The 17,085-nt window shown below is 42.4% G+C and carries 17 protein-coding genes; 3 read left to right on the forward strand and 14 right to left on the reverse strand.

Annotation, left to right across the window (positions count from 1 at the left end):
* Positions 1 to 41: 41 nt before the first annotated feature.
* Both ezrA and refZ read right to left on the reverse strand, forming a co-directional pair.
* Positions 42 to 1,733 (reverse strand): septation ring formation regulator EzrA, encoded by a 1,692-nt coding sequence (ezrA, locus tag CHH58_RS07100; protein ID WP_095226589.1) that lies wholly within the window; start codon positions 1,731 to 1,733, stop codon positions 42 to 44.
* A gap of 155 nt (positions 1,734 to 1,888) precedes the next feature.
* Complete coding sequence (gene refZ / locus CHH58_RS07105; RefSeq protein WP_095226588.1) at positions 1,889 to 2,527, reverse strand: forespore capture DNA-binding protein RefZ; 639 nt, start codon at positions 2,525 to 2,527, stop codon at positions 1,889 to 1,891.
* Between the two features lie 119 nt (positions 2,528 to 2,646).
* On the opposite strand from refZ, the gene CHH58_RS07110 reads away from it, so the two are divergent.
* A complete protein-coding gene (locus CHH58_RS07110; protein WP_095226587.1) occupies positions 2,647 to 3,132 on the forward strand; it encodes a GAF domain-containing protein in 486 nt (161 codons plus the stop codon).
* Positions 3,133 to 3,165: 33 nt separating this feature from the next.
* Here the strand turns inward: CHH58_RS07110 and CHH58_RS07115 are convergent, their stop codons facing one another.
* Positions 3,166 to 4,992, reverse strand: coding sequence for a GGDEF domain-containing protein (locus CHH58_RS07115; RefSeq protein WP_170937551.1), 1,827 nt, complete (start codon positions 4,990 to 4,992; stop codon positions 3,166 to 3,168).
* Between the two features lie 387 nt (positions 4,993 to 5,379).
* On the opposite strand from CHH58_RS07115, the gene rpsD reads away from it, so the two are divergent.
* Entirely contained in the window at positions 5,380 to 5,982 is a 603-nt protein-coding gene (gene rpsD, locus CHH58_RS07120) for a 30S ribosomal protein S4 (protein ID WP_038562254.1), read from the forward strand.
* A 98-nt stretch (positions 5,983 to 6,080) separates the two neighbouring features.
* Here rpsD and CHH58_RS07125 read toward each other — a convergent pair whose 3' ends face one another.
* Positions 6,081 to 6,830 (reverse strand): SDR family NAD(P)-dependent oxidoreductase, encoded by a 750-nt coding sequence (locus CHH58_RS07125; RefSeq protein ID WP_095226585.1) that lies wholly within the window; start codon positions 6,828 to 6,830, stop codon positions 6,081 to 6,083.
* 133 nt (positions 6,831 to 6,963) lie between these two features.
* Positions 6,964 to 7,800, reverse strand: a complete 837-nt coding sequence (locus CHH58_RS18750) for an STAS domain-containing protein (protein WP_283162801.1) — start codon at positions 7,798 to 7,800, stop codon at positions 6,964 to 6,966.
* Between the two features lie 191 nt (positions 7,801 to 7,991).
* Here CHH58_RS18750 and CHH58_RS07135 point away from each other — a divergent pair, with 191 nt between their 5' ends.
* On the forward strand, positions 7,992 to 8,855 hold the full coding sequence (locus CHH58_RS07135; RefSeq protein WP_095226583.1) for a manganese catalase family protein: 864 nt from the start codon (positions 7,992 to 7,994) through the stop codon (positions 8,853 to 8,855).
* Between the two features lie 48 nt (positions 8,856 to 8,903).
* Here CHH58_RS07135 and CHH58_RS07140 read toward each other — a convergent pair whose 3' ends face one another.
* The 9 genes from CHH58_RS07140 to CHH58_RS07175 form a co-directional block, all read right to left on the reverse strand.
* A complete protein-coding gene (locus tag CHH58_RS07140; protein ID WP_095262257.1) occupies positions 8,904 to 9,770 on the reverse strand; it encodes a DUF2382 domain-containing protein in 867 nt (288 codons plus the stop codon).
* Positions 9,771 to 9,909: 139 nt separating this feature from the next.
* Entirely contained in the window at positions 9,910 to 10,953 is a 1,044-nt protein-coding gene (locus tag CHH58_RS07145) for a galactitol-1-phosphate 5-dehydrogenase (protein WP_095226581.1), read from the reverse strand.
* Between the two features lie 177 nt (positions 10,954 to 11,130).
* Entirely contained in the window at positions 11,131 to 11,526 is a 396-nt protein-coding gene (deoC, locus tag CHH58_RS18830) for a deoxyribose-phosphate aldolase (RefSeq protein ID WP_346426080.1), read from the reverse strand.
* A gap of 44 nt (positions 11,527 to 11,570) precedes the next feature.
* Positions 11,571 to 11,801 (reverse strand): hypothetical protein, encoded by a 231-nt coding sequence (locus CHH58_RS18835; RefSeq protein ID WP_346426081.1) that lies wholly within the window; start codon positions 11,799 to 11,801, stop codon positions 11,571 to 11,573.
* Positions 11,802 to 11,807: 6 nt separating this feature from the next.
* Positions 11,808 to 12,845 (reverse strand): zinc-binding dehydrogenase, encoded by a 1,038-nt coding sequence (locus tag CHH58_RS07155; protein WP_095233756.1) that lies wholly within the window; start codon positions 12,843 to 12,845, stop codon positions 11,808 to 11,810.
* Between the two features lie 20 nt (positions 12,846 to 12,865).
* Positions 12,866 to 14,125 carry a galactitol-specific PTS transporter subunit IIC gene (locus CHH58_RS07160; RefSeq protein WP_095226578.1) on the reverse strand — a complete coding sequence of 420 codons (1,260 nt, stop codon included), beginning with the start codon at positions 14,123 to 14,125 and terminating at the stop codon, positions 12,866 to 12,868.
* A gap of 64 nt (positions 14,126 to 14,189) precedes the next feature.
* On the reverse strand, positions 14,190 to 14,474 hold the full coding sequence (locus CHH58_RS07165; RefSeq protein ID WP_095226577.1) for a PTS sugar transporter subunit IIB: 285 nt from the start codon (positions 14,472 to 14,474) through the stop codon (positions 14,190 to 14,192).
* Positions 14,474 to 14,962: a PTS sugar transporter subunit IIA gene (locus CHH58_RS07170; RefSeq protein WP_095226576.1), complete on the reverse strand. Its 489-nt coding sequence runs from the start codon at positions 14,960 to 14,962 to the stop codon at positions 14,474 to 14,476. The genes CHH58_RS07165 and CHH58_RS07170 overlap by 1 nt, the downstream gene beginning before the upstream one ends.
* The gene (locus tag CHH58_RS07175; RefSeq protein ID WP_095226575.1) at positions 14,955 to 17,039 is read right to left on the reverse strand and encodes a BglG family transcription antiterminator; all 2,085 of its coding nucleotides are present in this window, start codon (positions 17,037 to 17,039) and stop codon (positions 14,955 to 14,957) included. Before CHH58_RS07175 ends, CHH58_RS07170 begins: the two co-directional genes overlap by 8 nt.
* Between the last annotated feature and the right edge of the window lie 46 nt (positions 17,040 to 17,085).

Raw genomic sequence — 17,085 nt, forward strand, 5'->3', positions numbered from 1 at the left:
TAAAGCAATCCCTCGCGTGTGGCAAGGGATTGCTTTATTTATCAGCTGGGAACCTTGATATGTTTTTCCAGGCGTTCCAGCGCTTTCGGTTCTATATCTTGTAATGCACGAGCAGCCCGCTCCAAGGCTTGTTCATATTGATATTCACGGAACAGCTTCTCTGATTCAGCCATTTCGGCTGCAAGCAACGGATATTGGCTGCGGTAACGGTTGGAATACTGAATCACTACTTCTGCCAAATAAGCTTGTTCCAGTAAATGCTCAATTTGTTCAATGGTTGCATTGGTGACTTCCTCTGCTTGCTGCAGATGTGTGCGCACCTCAGCCATATCTAGCGGATGTGCTTCGAGCACCTCCATTGTGCGGGAAGTTTTCTCCTGGCTCTCTTCTACCATCTGCCAAACTTCCTGCTGTACACCTGGGATATTACTCTTTTGCAGTTTACGATTTACATCGTATAGCTTTTGCCGCATGTCAGCAATTTTCTCTTTTGCTTCTAATTCATCTTTACGCAATGTCTTGATCTTTTCACGGATTGCCTCGTGTTCTTCTTCTATGGCACTCAGTTCACGGAAGCCCGCTTCCAGCTCTTCCTTCAGTTTTGCATGTGATACAAGCTCATCATCGATCTCTTGCTGCAGCGTTTCAAGCTGTTTGATAAGTCTGGAGATCTTTGTCTCAAGCTTCAGATGGAATTCGACATCATTATCAGTAAAGAAATAAGACTCCCGAAGCAGATCAACTTCTTCTTTCGTCTTGATATAGACCTCTGTTTTCTTCTCGACAGCATGAACGTATTGCTCGAATTTGGAATCCACATAATTCTTTGCAACAGCCTCATTCTCAAGAAGCTGATACATTTCTTTTATACGGCTCTCCAAAGCAGGGATAACTAAATTCGTCTCTTCTGTATCGCCTGCTTCCAGCTGTTTGATAAGAAGATCCAATCGTTCCTTCTCAGCCTTCAGCTCGTCTTCGAAACCAAGATGATGAATCCGGTAGCCATCCTGTTTCATCTCTCGGATGCCGCCAAGCAGATCAGTAACTTGTGACGGAAGATCTTGCTTCACCTGTTTGTAAGCTTGAGGGAATGCCTCAATCTCTGCTTCCAGTGACTCTGTTTTCATCTTCACGTCTGTAATGAGTTGGTTGGCTTCGAAGTAGTTGCCAGATTCAATGAGTGAATGATAGGTAGCCAGCTGTGTGATTTGCTCAGCAATCGCTGTCTCAAAACGCACATCTGCTTTTCCGTATTGATGGCGATGCTGCGAAATCGTACGCTTCAGCGTCTGAAGTGCAGGCTGTAAAGCCTCCGCCTGCTTTCGCGCTTCTTCTTCTGATGCAAGCAGCTCATCCAGCTCACGGAACATAGCTTCAATCTTATCCTCCACTTGGGATAGTGTCGCTTCTACTCGCTGCAGATGCTGCTTCGCTTTGTTGAAACGATAGCGGTCAGCACCTTCCTCCGCATCAAAAAGAGCCTCTTCTGTATCTGGAAGCTCTTTGGTTACGATATGATCCCAGCGTTCCTTCCACGATTCAAATTTTTCCTGTGTTTCTCCAGACAGGTTCAACGCTTTCACTTTCGCTAATTCTTCTGATACGTTGCGGTTCGATATATCCATTTTCCAGCTCTCAAGCCGGTCCACTTCATCATAAACTCGCTTTCTCATAATCAAGCCCAAGATGATCAGGGCAATGATTAAAATAATACCTCCGATGATGTACGGCAATGTCCAGCCTCCTAACCAATACTCGGGAAAAAGGAGTAATACCCTAATAATCGTTATCTATTTTTAATACTAATATGATACCATGTAAACCGCAAATATGGCTAAATTTTTTCAAATTTCTCTGTTATTTTCCATGTTTTTCCCGAGGTGATGCATCAATTGGCTGATACTGCACGTAATGCAGCAGAGGAAACCGTTGTCAACGTATCGATCCAATGGTGGATACTTGATGTATACATGCTGCAAAAATAGCGACGTGACTCCTCTGTCAGCAGCATCCCTTTCATCTCTTTGTTCATCGTAAATGGTGCAGACAGCATTCCGGAAAGCTGCATGTAAAGATAGACTCCTTCTCGTTCTCGTATTCCATTCGACTCCAGGTAATCACGAAAGGCTTGTTTCAGCGTATGATTCTCCTTCGCCAAATACGTCACTGCCATTTCCCTGACAAAGACGGAATCCAGCATAAGCTCCCTTTGGATGAAAGCCGTGAATTGATTCCGCGAGAGTTTATAATGTATAATTGCTTCAATTAATTGTTTCAGATAGGTACTGGAAGAGTCCTGCCCGCGTTTTTGGGCTGTTTTCTCCAGAACAGCAAGATATTCCTCGTAATACAGCACGACGGATGCTTCCAGAAGTCCTTGCTTGCTCTTATAATAATAGTTAATCAAGGAGACATTGACCGAAGCTTTTCCCGCAATATCGCGGACGGATGTCCCATGGTAGCCTTTTGTGTAGAACAATTGACAAGCGGCGTCCATCACTTTCTGTTTCGTGTCATTTTTTTTCAATCTTCTCAGCTCCTTTATCTGTTGTATACGACAGCGAAAGATGCATCCCTGCATATTTCGCTCGCCAAATCTCGCGCCTTCTGTCGAATTACAGAAATCCATTATATGGGGGAAATAATATGTTCGAAACAAAAGCTTATAGTGGTTCCCGTGAAAAGGACTATGAATTGCTTGTTAAACAGCTAGATGCATTGCTAACTGGCGAAGAAGACGAAATCTCTCATCTGGCAAATGCTTCTGCTCTTTTGAATCAGTTCTTGGATGATGTGAACTGGGTCGGTTTTTATCTTCATAAAGAGGAAGAATTGATTCTCGGTCCATTCCAAGGCCTTCCAGCGTGTGTGCGTATCAAAATTGGCAAAGGTGTATGCGGAACTGCTGTAGCAGAAAATAAAACACAGCTAGTAGCCGATGTACATCAATTCCCTGGACACATCGCATGTGACGCAGCAAGTCAGTCTGAAATTGTTGTTCCTATTGTCGTTAACGGTAAATCCTACGGTGTGCTTGATATCGATAGTCCGTCCAAAAATCGATTCGATGAAACAGATCAGAAGTACTTAGAAAAATTCATCGAGGTTCTCGTCAAGCATTTGACTAAATAAAAAAACAGCTTCCGCTAATGGAAGCTGTTTTTTTTAGATACAATATCTGTTTTTCCCAAGTCGTTTGGCATCATAGAGCTTACGGTCTGCTCTGGAGAACAGATTATGCACGGCCGGACGGTCTGCGGCTGTCCATGTGGATACCCCGCATGAAACTGTAACTGCAGGACGAGTCGAGCCCGCAATACTTTGAACAATTCTTTCTGCTTTCTTTATTGTCTGATCAAAGGACGCATGCGGCAGGTAAATTGCCAGCTCTTCTCCGCCCCATCTGGCTGCTACATCTGACGGGCCAAGCAACTCTTTAATAAGATTGGCCACTTGGATCAAAAGATAATCACCTGTATTATGCCCATACGTATCATTCACCTTTTTAAAGTCATCCACATCAATCAGAATGAATCCGCCTTGTACATCTTCCTGTATGTGCTCACGCATCTTTTCATCCAGATAACTTCTTGAAAATAGATTCGTAAGGTAATCTGTGATCACCAAATTTTCAAGTCTCTCACGAAGCATGGAATTAACGATCGACAACGACGAATGCTGTACAAGCGATTCGATAAGCCGGAATGATTCAAAAGTAAAAAAGCTGGGATTGCGATGCAGCACTAGCACAACACCTTGCAGCTGTTCCGACCTTACCATCGGAATCACCAGTAAAGACCGATAAGGAAGCGGTACATCCGGATATCTTTCCTGGAAGTTGCTGATAAACATTGCCTCTCCGTGTGCATCTCGGCAATGCCGCGCAATCCATTCTAAGAAGATATGGGAATTCTGTTCAAAGAAAAAACCTGTACTGCCGTTCAGTATGTCACCTCCGTCTTGATCTCCTCTGTATAGGATGAATCCAATTTCTTCCCCGCCGAACGTATCTCGGATTTGCTGATGCATCAAGGTGATTGTATCTGACAGACGCAGGTTGGCATTCATTTTCTTCGATGTCTCATTAATTAGCTGCAGATCACTGATTAGTTTCTTGGAGTGCTGATACAGTCGGGCATTCTCAAGTGCATTTCCTGCGGAATCGGCTAGTTTTGTAATAAAACTATGATCCGCTTTCGTGTATTTCATGGCGGACGGAATTGAGACATGTAATACACCATAAATGCCTTGCTTGCCGTTCAGCGGCACATAGCGATTGATTACTTGTCCCTTTGCACTTTCTTCTACTTGTACTTCACCTGTCATATATGCCCGCGTACTAGCTTCATGGACAGAATAATCATAAACTAAGTTTTTGATTGGCAAATCCGTATCTCCGTGATAGTCTTGTGCGAGCAAAAGTGCATAAGCGAATTGCGGATAAGTCCGTTGCAAAGTGGTAATCAACACTCTGAGAACATCATGCATATCGATAGAAGCATGCAGATTTGTCGCTGCTTCATATAACTGGGCAGTGTGCTGCTCATCTTCTTTCACTTGGTGGGTGAGAATAAGGTGGGTAACACAATTCCCGATTTCCCAGGCCAGTTCCCTGCAATCAGGAATCATCTCTCCGCCTCCTCCTATATAAAGGAATCCGATTACACTTTCATTCTGACGCTGTAAAGGTAAGACTCTATCCAATACATGCGGAAATTCCCTTAACATATCGGGCATACAAACATCTTGGTGAATATAATCGATAGACAGACGGAATCCGCTCTGTCTCATCCCTGCATAGCTTATACGCTCTAATCGCTGCTGCCATTCATCATATATGTATAGCGCCACACTATCTGCCTGCAGTAGATTCTTCATATTTTCGGTCATAAGTGCAAGTATCTCTCTGTAACTATAGCTTTCTCTCGATACAAGGAGCTGATAGAAATAAAGCTTTGCTTGCTCAAGATTGCTGTCCGTTAGCCGCTCCATCTGCATCTCACCTACATTTTGGTAGTTTTATTCTATTATATAAGATAATAGACTCAATTCTCAATTGATATCCTAGTTCTTTTTACTTACAATTGTGTTCATAATATCTCCTTTGCCTAATTGTCTTGACTTTAACCAGACGGAAAGCTTATAATACTCTTTGTGTAAAATAAATGGCGGCCTATGTGAACTCCCATTTGTCTGATTTTGTTCCTTTCTTGGCAAGGCGTATAAAGAGACGAATCTTCGTTTCTCCTTGTTTCAGAAGGTGTATCGTGTAACTCTCTGCTGTCGGAGCGATGGTACATGAAAACATAATCAACAGGTGAACCGAGCACACTCTGTTTTTATTTTATGCAAATAAAATAATAAAGGTGGAATTTATCCATGGCACGTTATACAGGTCCATTATGGAAAAAATCCCGTCGTCTTGGTATCTCCCTAAGCGGAACAGGTAAAGAGCTTGACAAACGCCCTTACCCACCAGGACAACACGGTCCAAACCAACGCAGAAAGCAATCCGAATACGGCTTGCAGCAAGCAGAGAAACAAAAACTTCGTTACATGTATAACATGAACGAGCGCCAATTCCGTCGTGCATTCGAGGAAGCTGGTAAAATGAAAGGTATCCATGGTGAGAACTTCATGACTCTTCTTGAATCTCGTCTTGATAACCTTGTATATCGTCTAGGCTTGGCTCGTACTCGCAGACAAGCTCGTCAGATCGTTGGCCACGGCCACATCACTGTAGACGGTAAACGCGTAGATATCCCATCTTACCGCGTAAAACCTGGTCAAGTTATCGGTGTTCGTGAGAAATCACTTAAACTTGATATCATTGCTACTTCTGTTGAAGCGAACAACTTCGTACCAGATTACATGACGTTCGATGCAAGCAGCTTGCAAGGAACTTACTCTCGTTACCCAGAGCGTTCTGAACTTCCTGCTGAAATCAACGAAGCACTTATCGTAGAGTTCTACTCCCGTTAATTGCTTAAAAACTCCGGATTGCCACTTGGCATCTCCGGAGTTTTTTTATACTAAAAAAGACGCCTCACTATTAGCAAGACGCCTTCTCTATCATGAAATTACTTCGTATTTGTAAATCCGCCATCAATACGGATAACTTCACCATTGATGTATTGTGCTTTTGAAGTAAGAAGGAATGTAACAAGTTCTGCTACTTCTTCTGGTGTTCCAAGACGTTTCTGCGGAATACCGCCAGTTGCATTTTCTTTCATTTTCGGATTGGCTGCATAAAACTCAGCCACCATCTTCGTTTCTGTAGGACCAGGTGCAATTGCGTTTACACGCAGACCATCCTTCGCATACTCAGCAACCAAGCTTTTTGTCATACCGACAATCGCATGTTTTGTAGCTGCATATGCCACAACAGAATCCTGCCCTATTACGCCAGCACTGGAGGATGTATTAACAATGGAACCTTCTCCGTTTTTCACCATTACTTCCGCTACATAACGGACACCATAAAGCGCGCCTAACAAATTGATCGCAACGATACGTTCAATTTCTGCAACATCAGAATCAAGGAAGTATTTGCCGCTGCCTGAAATCCCAGCATTATTGAAGAAATAATCGATAGAACCGAAATGCTCAACAGTTTTATCTACATAATTCTTAACATCTGCTTCTTTGGATACGTCTGCCTGGATGAAAATCGCTTCCGCTCCAGCTTGTTTTACTAATTCAACAGTTTCGCTAGCTCCCTTTTCACTAACGTCAACTACTGCGATATTTACGCCTTCTTCTGCAAGTCGGACTGCTGTAGCTTGTCCTAAACCGCTGCCCGCCCCTGTGATGATTGCAACTTTACTCATATGTAACCCCTCCGATAGTAGATAGTTTGAACTATACGTATGTTATTGTACTACTTTCTTCTGAAATTATGAAGAAAGTCGACTTTTGTCGAAGGAATAAAAAATAAGAGCTTAAAAAAAGCTCTTATTACAATCAAGTTATTTTCTGAAGCATAATTTTTTCCACTGCATTCTTCAAGGAATGCGTTGTCTTCAGCTTGCTGAATGGAATACCTAGCTGTGTCGAAGTTTGCGCAATTTCGGGCCGCATACCGGAAATAATCGTCTCTACACCGAGCAGTTTTAACGACTCGACGATTGAGAATATCCTATGAGCCACCATTGTATCAATGACTACAACACCTGACATATCAATAAACAGATGATCGACTTCAAGCTTTGAGCAGCTATGAAGTACGTTTTCCATCATATATTGAGCACGGTTTGTATCTATTTCTCCAACCAGCGGCAGAAGTGCCACAGTAGGCGTCAACGAGATAACTGGGGTACTCAGTTCCAAAATCATGTCCTGCTGTGCCTGTAATTTGAATAGAGATTGTTTAGCATTTTCGCGGATGAACCAGACGATCACCTGATTGAACGAATCGGTGATTTTCTGATAATAGTCCAAGGCTGACTGTGCATCTACTTTCTTTTCTCTGCAGAAGTCCCGCAGTACATCAAGATACAATGTTTGATTTCGATGAAACTCATTGATGATTGCTTCGATCGGTGTATCCAAATGCCGATCATCCTTAGCAATGGAAACGATCCAATCCTCAAATGCATCACACGACACGTCAGAATCCTGATTCAAAACTTCACAAAATTGTTCATGAAATCCCCTATTCTGCGCTTTCAGCTTTGCGATAGCCTCCGGTTCTGTTACCGCATATACGCCGCTCGTTTTGTCAGCAGCTGCATACCACTTCTCTACTATTTGATCTATATTTTCCAGATAGTGCTGATGTAATTCCTGTTGATATAGCATTTCTCTGCTCCTCATTCCTAGCTTCAAATAATGTATGATTACTTTTTACTATAGCATCTTTAATTAATCATTTTCTATAAGTACAAGCAAAACACGGAAAAAACAATACCATTTTCCTAAATAAAAATGCATAAACAGGTACTGTTCTACAGATTATAAAAGCAAATTGCAGGAAAATGGGGTGCTCATCTATGTATTACTACAAAGAAGAACTGATTAATGTCATAAAGCCGGATAAGCCAGATCCAGCCGCAGCAAAAGCACTGCAGGAAATCTTAGGCGGTCACTACGGAGAAATGCGTACCATGATGCAATACTTCTTCCAAGGCTCTAACTTCCGTGGGAAGGATAAGCAGTTTCGCGACCTTCTTCGCGGTGTTTTCCTGGAAGAAATTGCGCATGTCGAGTTAGTTCAAAGTACCATCAATGCCCTTCTTGACGAGTCTGGTGAAGGAGGTGCAGGAAACACTGCGCCTGATGGAGCACCGCTTGATGGACCAATCGAACACACACCGAATGTGAATCCGCACCATTATATAATCGGTGCACAGTCATCTATCCCGTTCGATGCTGCAGGAAATCCATGGAATGGCTCTTGGGTTTACAGCCACGGAAACCTTGTTGCTGATTTGCTAAACAATGTCGTGCTGGAATCGACTGGGGTTTTGCAGAAGACGCGTATTTATGAAATGAGTTCTAATGCTACTTTCCGAGAAACGCTAGCTTTCCTTATCGTTCGCGACAATGCCCATCAAAATGCTTTTGCTAAAGCATTGGAAACACTCGGAGTCGATTGGGGCAAAACCTTCCCAATTCCGAATTATGATATCAATAAATATCCAGAATGCCGAAAATATGTAGAAATGGGCTACCATAATACACAGTTTAATTTCCGTCTGGATCCGACCCGTATCGCCGAAATCATCAAAGGGACCGTACCAAGCAGAAACGGTGGAGAATTTACTGTATCTCAGCCCCCTGCCGGCTTCCCGGTACCTGAAATGCCAGAATTACCGAATGAGCACAGCCCTGGCTTAAGTGATTTGAATCAATAAAACAATAAACACAAAAAACTCACCAGCATGAGCTGGTGAGCTTTTTGCTTATTTTAGACCGTTATTCTTTTTTGTGCTGTCTTTTATTTCCGCTTCTTCACGTCTTACATTTTCACGAACATGGACATTCTCTGTAACATCTTTCTTATTGACGACAATCTCTTCTTTGATGACATCTTTCTTATCCACATCTACTTTTTCTTCAAATACTGGAACGTGGATCTCATCTTTTTCTGTATAAGCTCCAGCCGTTTTACCTTTTTCACTTACTTTGTTGACTGGGCGGCGCTCAATATTCACTTCCTGTTTTGTAACAGGAACATCGAATTCTTCTTGATCTGTCACCGTGCGTTTATCAATGTTTACTTCACCGGATTTTACAGAATTAGTATCTACATCCACTACTTCTTCATGGAGTTCCATTTGTTCTGTTTGAGATGTGTTAGGTTGTTCTATTTTATTTTTATTCAAATCTGCAAAAGCAGTGTTGCCAGTTTGTGCCGTCTTATTTCCAGGTGTTACATGGTTTTCCTCTGCTCGTAATGTATCACTATTTGTTGCTGAAGTATCCGCCTGTAATTTCTGCTGTGCTGATGGATGTACAAACAACAAGATTTTACCGCTCTTCAATTCATCTACATAACGGTCAGTTTCTTTTTGGTTTAAGTTAAGATCTTCTAATGCCTTTTCTTCTGGGTCATCTCCGGAAAACAAAGCAGATACCTTATCACCTAAGGAGCCTTTAGCTTCCTTATAATTCACGCTCAATCTGTCTGCCAGAATAGAGGATTCAGGTTTCTTGTCTGTAATTACTGTTACTTTGTTTTCTTGGATACCTTTAGATTTCAATTCGTTTACTCTTACGATCACATCATTTTCATTTTGGAAGGTTTCGATTTTATTTTGTGCTAACATGTTGTATGCCTCCTAAATTGTTTTGAAGTGTTTCATGGTTTTTGTATTCCCGGCATAACAATCTGTAAACATGTTCTTTAATTTTTAGACCTCATTGCACAAAAAAGAAGATGTATTCTCATACATCTTCTTGGAAATATTACGGATGAAACAGCACCTTCACAGCATCAATACTTCTATCGGTAAGCTGTTTAAAAATTGCCGGACCCTCACTTAAAGGTATGTGATGACTTATCATTTTCTCTCCATTTATTTGACCTGTTTTCATATAATGAATAGCGTTTGTCCACTCTTTACCAGGAAACGGAGTAGATAAAGCATTCCAAGAACCGTGAATTGTAAGCTCATTTCTGACGATTTTCTCAAAATAAAATCTTTCTATTCGTATATCAGCGTATGGAATACCCAAATAGACAACCTCTCCGCCTTTTTTAGGAAGTGCTAACACTTGTGCAGATGTCACTGGTGAACCGGCTGATTCAATTGCTAGGTCGACTCCAGTACCATCTGTGTATGCCAATATCGCTTCATTAGCTTTAGCTGTCGAACTATCAATTACATGATCGGCACCAACTTCCAAAGCAATATCTAATTTTCTTTTGTCAATATCGATGGCAATGACTGTCTTCGCTCCGAAGATTCTAGCCCATTGTATCGCAAGCAGCCCGATACTTCCGGCCCCCATTACAGCAACAGTTGCTCCAGGTTTAATTTGTGTCCGATAGAAACCATGTGCTACAACAGCAGCAGGCTCAATAAGTGCTGCCGTCTCATCATTCACTTCAGGAGGAAGTGGTATCACATGCACAGCTGGTAACCTCACATACTCTGCAAAAGCACCCGGCACTTTAGATCCGATGACCATTAATTCCTCACATTGCGAAGGCTGACCGCCTTTGCAATAGTAGCAGTTTCCACATGCATGTGTCGGACAGGCTGCTACTCTATCTCCCCTTTTAACATTAGTTACGCCCTCTCCCGTTTCCTCAACCACCCCTGAGAATTCATGACCGAATGTCATCCCCGCTCTATAGGGTCCAAGCTTTTTATACCGCGACAGATCGGAACCGCAAATACCTGCAGCAGTGATTTTTATGATTACATCGTTTTGCGCTTCGATCGTTGGGCGCGGAGATTGTTCATATCTTATATCTTCAACTCCATACAAGTTCAATGTCTTCATTTATGTCCCTTCCTTTTATGTCTGCTTCGTTCTCTTCCTCGTGAACAGCTTCAGGCATACACCGCCTATAATTAGGCTATTGAAAATCATTTGATGTGCAAAATAGAAGGCGCTTACTTCCCTTAAAGAGCCGAGCATAAAATCAAGCATCATATCTACCATCATTACACCTCCAAATTAGTAGTTGGCATTTGATTTTCTGTTCTGGATAATTGCTACAGCCCCGCTTGCACCTATTCGTGTTGCGCCAGCCTCAATCATCTTGACTGCATCTTCATAGGTTCTTATGCCTCCCGCAGCCTTTACGCCTATTTTACCTTGTGAAATGTTGGATATAAGTTCAATATCCTCTACTGTCGCACCTCCACCGTTGAATCCGGTAGCTGTTTTAACAAAATCCGCTCCTGCTGATATGACTATTTCCGTCACTTCTCGTTTCTCAGCTTGGTTCAACAAAGAGGTTTCGAGGATGACTTTCGTTGTCAGTCCTCCGGCAGCTCTAACCACAGCATAGATATCCTGATAGACAGCATTGAATTCTCTGGATTTCACCGCTCCCAAGTTCACTAGCATATCGATCTCCGAAGCTCCATCTTCAATCGCCGTCTTCGTTTCCTCTACTTAACTCTCGTAGTGGCACCGCCTAGCGAAAAGCCAATAGGTGCTCCTACTTTAATGCCATGGAGTGACAGGATTGTATAAGCATAGGGGACATACCATGGATTTACGAAGACTGTCCGGAATCCATGAGTTATCGCTTCTAGACAAAATGATTTTATGACCTCTTTACTGGCAACTGGAGACAGCATCGTGTAATCGATCAACTTAATCAGATTTTCTTTTTCCATCGTTTTTCACCTTTCTTTCTTTGGTGTCAGAAGGACTTTGATTGCTTCTCCTGATTTAATTAATTGATAAGCCTTCTCCCATTCTGTTATTTCGAAAATATGGGTGACTAGTGCAGCTGCATCAACGGCACCGCTTTCCATCAGATGCAGCGAAGGTTCCCAGTCAGCAGGCTTCTGGCTCCTACTGCCAATAATTTTCAATTCCTTTTGAATAACCTGCTCCATATCAAACGGAATGGCTGCTTTGGCAAACAAACCAACTTGAGCGTACTGTCCCTTTTTTCGAAGAAGTGACAAACCCTGGCGCGCAGCTGGAATTGCTCCCGAACATTCGAAAATAACATCCGCTCCATATCCATCTGTCAATCCTGAAATGATCTCTTCCAGCGATTCTTTCTGTACATTGACCACATAGTCAATCCCAAGCTCCTTTGCTTTTTCCAAACGAACTGTATCAGATGACAGGCCGGTGATAACTACCGTAGCACCTTTACTTTTAGCAACTTGTGCGGTCAAAAGACCAATAGGCCCTGGTCCTATTACGACTGCTATGTCATTCGGCCTAATCGCTGTTTTAGCTACCGCATGATATGTGCACGCGAGCGCTTCTGTCATTGCTGCTGACTGATCATCAACATTATCCGGGATGCGGTGGATGCTTTCAGCCCTTGCAATCACATAAGTTGCAAAGCCGCCATCCTGCTGTGTTCCAAGTCCTTTTCGATACTTGCATAAGTTAAAATCCTTCTGCTGACAATAGCTGCATTGCTCGCATATATAGAAAGTCGTCTCGGAAGTAACCCGATCTCCAGGCTTCAGATGACTGACATTCCTCCCAACATCGACTACGACTCCAGCAAATTCATGTCCTAATGTGACAGGAGCAGCTACTCGGTAGCTACCTTCATACGTGTGGATATCAGATCCGCATATACCTGCATAGGTAACCTTTATTTTCACTTGATCATCTTCTGGATAAGGCTCTGGTTTGTTTTCAATAACAAGGTTGCCGTAACCCAACTCCTTTTTCACTAAAGCATACATATAGAGCTCCTCCTGATTTATTAATTGAATATTGCGAAAACCTTCCATATAATCCAGTTGACTAAGTTGCCGCCCTGATCAATGCTAGATACCATCGCCGAACCTTCTGGCATCTCAATATTGGCAGCAGTCGTCATATCCGTGAAAATAGGAGCTATATCTGTTGCCATATACAGAGATAAGGCAATCATGATCGTTCCGGTTATTACAGAATGGATAATGTTTCCCTTGGCTGCTCCAACGATGAAAGCAACGATGAATGGTATAGTGGCTAAATCCGCAAAAGGCAAAACGGCATTTCCAGGCAGGATAACTGCCAGCAGGACAGTAATCGGCGTCAAGATCAGAGCTGTCGAGATAACTGCTGGATGCCCCAATAAGACTGCTGCATCCAAGCCAATATTGATTTCACTGTTACCGAATCGTTTACTAAGCCAGTTTCTGGCAGACTCCGATACTGGCATCAGCCCTTCCATTAGAATTTTCACCATTCGGGGCATCAGAACCATGACAGCTGCCATCGCCATTCCTATTTCAATAATATCTCCAACTCCATAACCCGCTAATGCACCTATAGCAGCACCTAGTAATAATCCAATTACCATCGAGTCTCCGAAAATACCGAATCTCTTTTGGATTGTTTCAGGATCGGCATGTATCTTATTCAAGCCCGGTATCTTCTCAATCAGCTTAACAATGAGTATCCCCGGAGCATAAGAAATCGTACTTCCTGTCGCAACAGTCACGCCTGGCATCTCATAGAAATCCTCTACCATCGGCTGTGTCCAATCAGCCACTTTCAAACAGACAATCTGAAAAATAACAGCTGCTATTAGCCCTTGTATTACACTTCCAGAAACGGTATATACAACAGCAGCCATAAATGTATAGTGCCAATAATTCCAAATGTCCACGTTCATGGTTTTTGTTGTCTTCGTTACGAGCATGATGACATTGACAACAAGGCCAAGCGGTATGATAAAAGCAGCCACGACAGATGCCCAGGCTATGGAAGACGTGGCTGGCCATCCGACATCGATTACATTAAGATCTACACCCAAGCGATCAACCATCTGTTGTGCAGCAGGTCCTAGGTTCAGTGTCAGCAAGTCGACGACGAGGAATATACCGACAAAAGCGACCCCGATTGTAAGCCCGGAACGGAATGCCTTGCCGGGCTTCTGACCGAATAATAGTCCAAGAAGGAAGATAGCTACCGGTAAAATAACAGTTGCACCTAAGTCCAGAAAACCTTGTAAGAAACCTACAAATGAATCCATCATGCAGTCCCCACTTCTAGAAAATGAGGTCGATTCCAAGAAACTTGAAACCGACTCTCAAATCTCATTTTTTTAATTCATCCAAGATTTGATCCTTCGTCTCTTCCAAACCGATTCCGGTCAAGAATGATCGTGCATTAATCACTGGGAAAGGATAGGATGTCTTTACCATTGCTGTCGTAACTAACAAGTCAGCTGTGTCTACATAGGCATTGACTTCTGCTATTTTGATTTGGATCAGGTTAACATCAATTTTATGTTCCTTTGCCATCTCTTCAATTGCACTGTTTACGACAGTGGAAGTGGCAATACCAGCACCACAGGCAACCAACACTTGTTTTTTGGCCATTATCTGTCACCTCCTTTACTGGCGGACAAGCTAAGCTTTCTGTCTATCAGCTTGACTACATCCTCTTTTGTTTTGGATTCATACAGTACTTGCAGCGTCGTTTCATCTTGAAAGAAGTTCATTAGATCTCTTAATAGTCTCAGTTGCGCATGTGACTGCTGCATCGCCAGCATGAATATAATACTGACGGGCGTTACCATGGAAGCTTCTCCCATCACCTGGAAGGCTGCCGGCTCCTGCAGCAACGCAATACTGATCGCATTCTTTTTTACATGTTCGATATCCGTATGCGGGATGGCAACTGATATCGATGAAGCAGTCGGTAAGCCAGTCGGATATTCCTTCTCACGTTCGATAATGCCTGACACAAAGCTTGCTTCGACAAGATTCTCTTTTACAAGGTTTTCCGCCATCTCACGTAACATCTCTTCCCTTGTTCCAGTCATTTGCAGAAATACCAGTGTTTCATCCAGGTAAAATTCAGCCATAATAGAACTCCTTCTCCTTTACTACATCATCGGAATATTGTTGAATGATCCGCCTCATATCTGGTATGCCGGAAGCATCTATCAGTTTTTTCAAATCGGCTTCGGACTTAGATAGCTTCAAAAGCTGCATCAGGGCATGAATATGTTCTTTTTTATCCTTCGCAGCGATGACTACCAAAATATGAATACGATGCCCTAAATACTGAACCCCGTTTTTAATTTTAAGTAGGCTCATTCCGGTTCGGACGACACCATCTTCTGGTGAAGCATGCGGAATTGCTATACCAGGCCCTATCACGATATATGGATCTTTCTCACAGCTTTTAATCATTGCGTCGATATATCTCGCCTCAATATTCCCTTTATCAAGCAGGCTGCTGGCACAAGAGCGCACAGCATCTTCCCATGATCCAATCTGATACGCCATTTTTAAATGCTGATTTATCAAGAAGTCACACAGTTGTTGCTGCTGCGTCTCTTCCGATGTTGTTTTAACTACGTGCTGGTCGACTTGAGTGAGATATGCCTGCAGTTCTTTTTCAAGAGCTTCCTTGTTTTTCACTGTTGCGTGATTACTAATAATTTGAATGATATCGCTTGTCCTGACTTCTTTTGATACAAATCCATGGATATAAGATAAGACCTGTTTTCGGAGAAGCCTTTTTTCGTGTGTATCCAGCACTGTCTTCGTAATGAACAGCTTCCGCGAAGTTTCTAGTAATACTGGTGAGAAGACAATGTCATACTCCAGGTCATAAGTAATGAATTCACGGACAGACATACTGTCCAAAAATATAAATTCCGGGAAAAGTCCGCTTAACTCATGGAACATCAGCTTGGAGACAGATACACCTTGCGGACATACGACAATTGCTTTCACTTTTTCTCCGATACTTTCTCCCTGCTGCCTGATCCACCCTCCGATAAGCAAGGTGATATAGATCTGTTCATTTTCTGGAACCTCACTTTCAATAAAGAGTTCCAATGGTTCGAGAGAGCGTTTGACCAATTGGTGCAAGGATCGAAATTCTCCGTTTAATACTCCTGGAACCGATGTAGTGTCAGTAAGATTGTATTTAATTCGGTAATAAGCTGGTTTGATATGCTGCATCAATTTATGGAGCAGCTGCTTCCGTTCTTGCATACGAATACAGGTAACTTTCTCAAAAAGACTGAGCATGCTGTCAACCGCTGGATATAGGTCTGGTATTGCATCTTCCTCCTTCACATCCGTCGTTACCACATTTGCAGACAGTAAATGCAATGTGATAAAAAGCTTTTCCGCTTCCGGCAGTCCTTCCTGGTCAAATAATAATTCCTCTGCAGCTTGATATTCTTTCGTACCAGCAAGTTCTTTATAGCTTATCGGTGGATTTGTTAAGTGCGCCCCTTTCCGAATTCGCTGCAAAATCAGGAATAAGGTGAGTGGCATTGTTTTCATTTTTTCATCCGTAAATTTGATAGACAGCTTTTTCTCTACCTGTTCAATTCTGTCATGGAAGGAATACAAACAATCTTCTTTCAACTCTAAAACATCTATCAATTCTGGAAGTATGTTATCCGACTCTAGAAATTCTATTAATGTAGACATAAGGGCCTTCCTGAGCTGAAATTCGTTTCCTTCAATATAATAGCCGAGCTTTCGGCCATATCGTATATGCAACTGGAATGGTTCAAGCTGTCTCTGCAAAATCTTCAGATCACGCAATATTGTATTTCTGCTGATACGCAGTGCAATCGAGAAATGATCCAATGTAAGATAATCTTTGCTTATCAGCATACAAAGAAGGAGATGCGTTCTTTGACGAACTGTCAAAATGGAAGAATGATTCTGTTCCGCCGTTTCTTTCACATGATTCAGTGCTGTAAAAACTTTTTCATCGATGAGAAATTGCCCCTGTGACGTTCGTTCGATTAACGGTAAGCTTAGTTGTTTGAGCCAGCTGTTTATCTTTTGAATGGAATAGCCGAGCTGCCTTTTCGATAGGCCAAATTTCTTTTCAATTAAAGCACTGGAGATACTCGGATTACTTAATAAAGCATCAAGAATAGCGGAGTTACGTTCATTAAGATTCATCAAATCCTCCTTTCTCTAAATTCATCTTAGCACGTAAATACCTTTA

It is taken from the genome of Terribacillus saccharophilus, from assembly GCF_002272745.1.
GTDB classification, from domain to species: Bacteria; Bacillota; Bacilli; order Bacillales; family Amphibacillaceae; genus Terribacillus; species Terribacillus saccharophilus_B.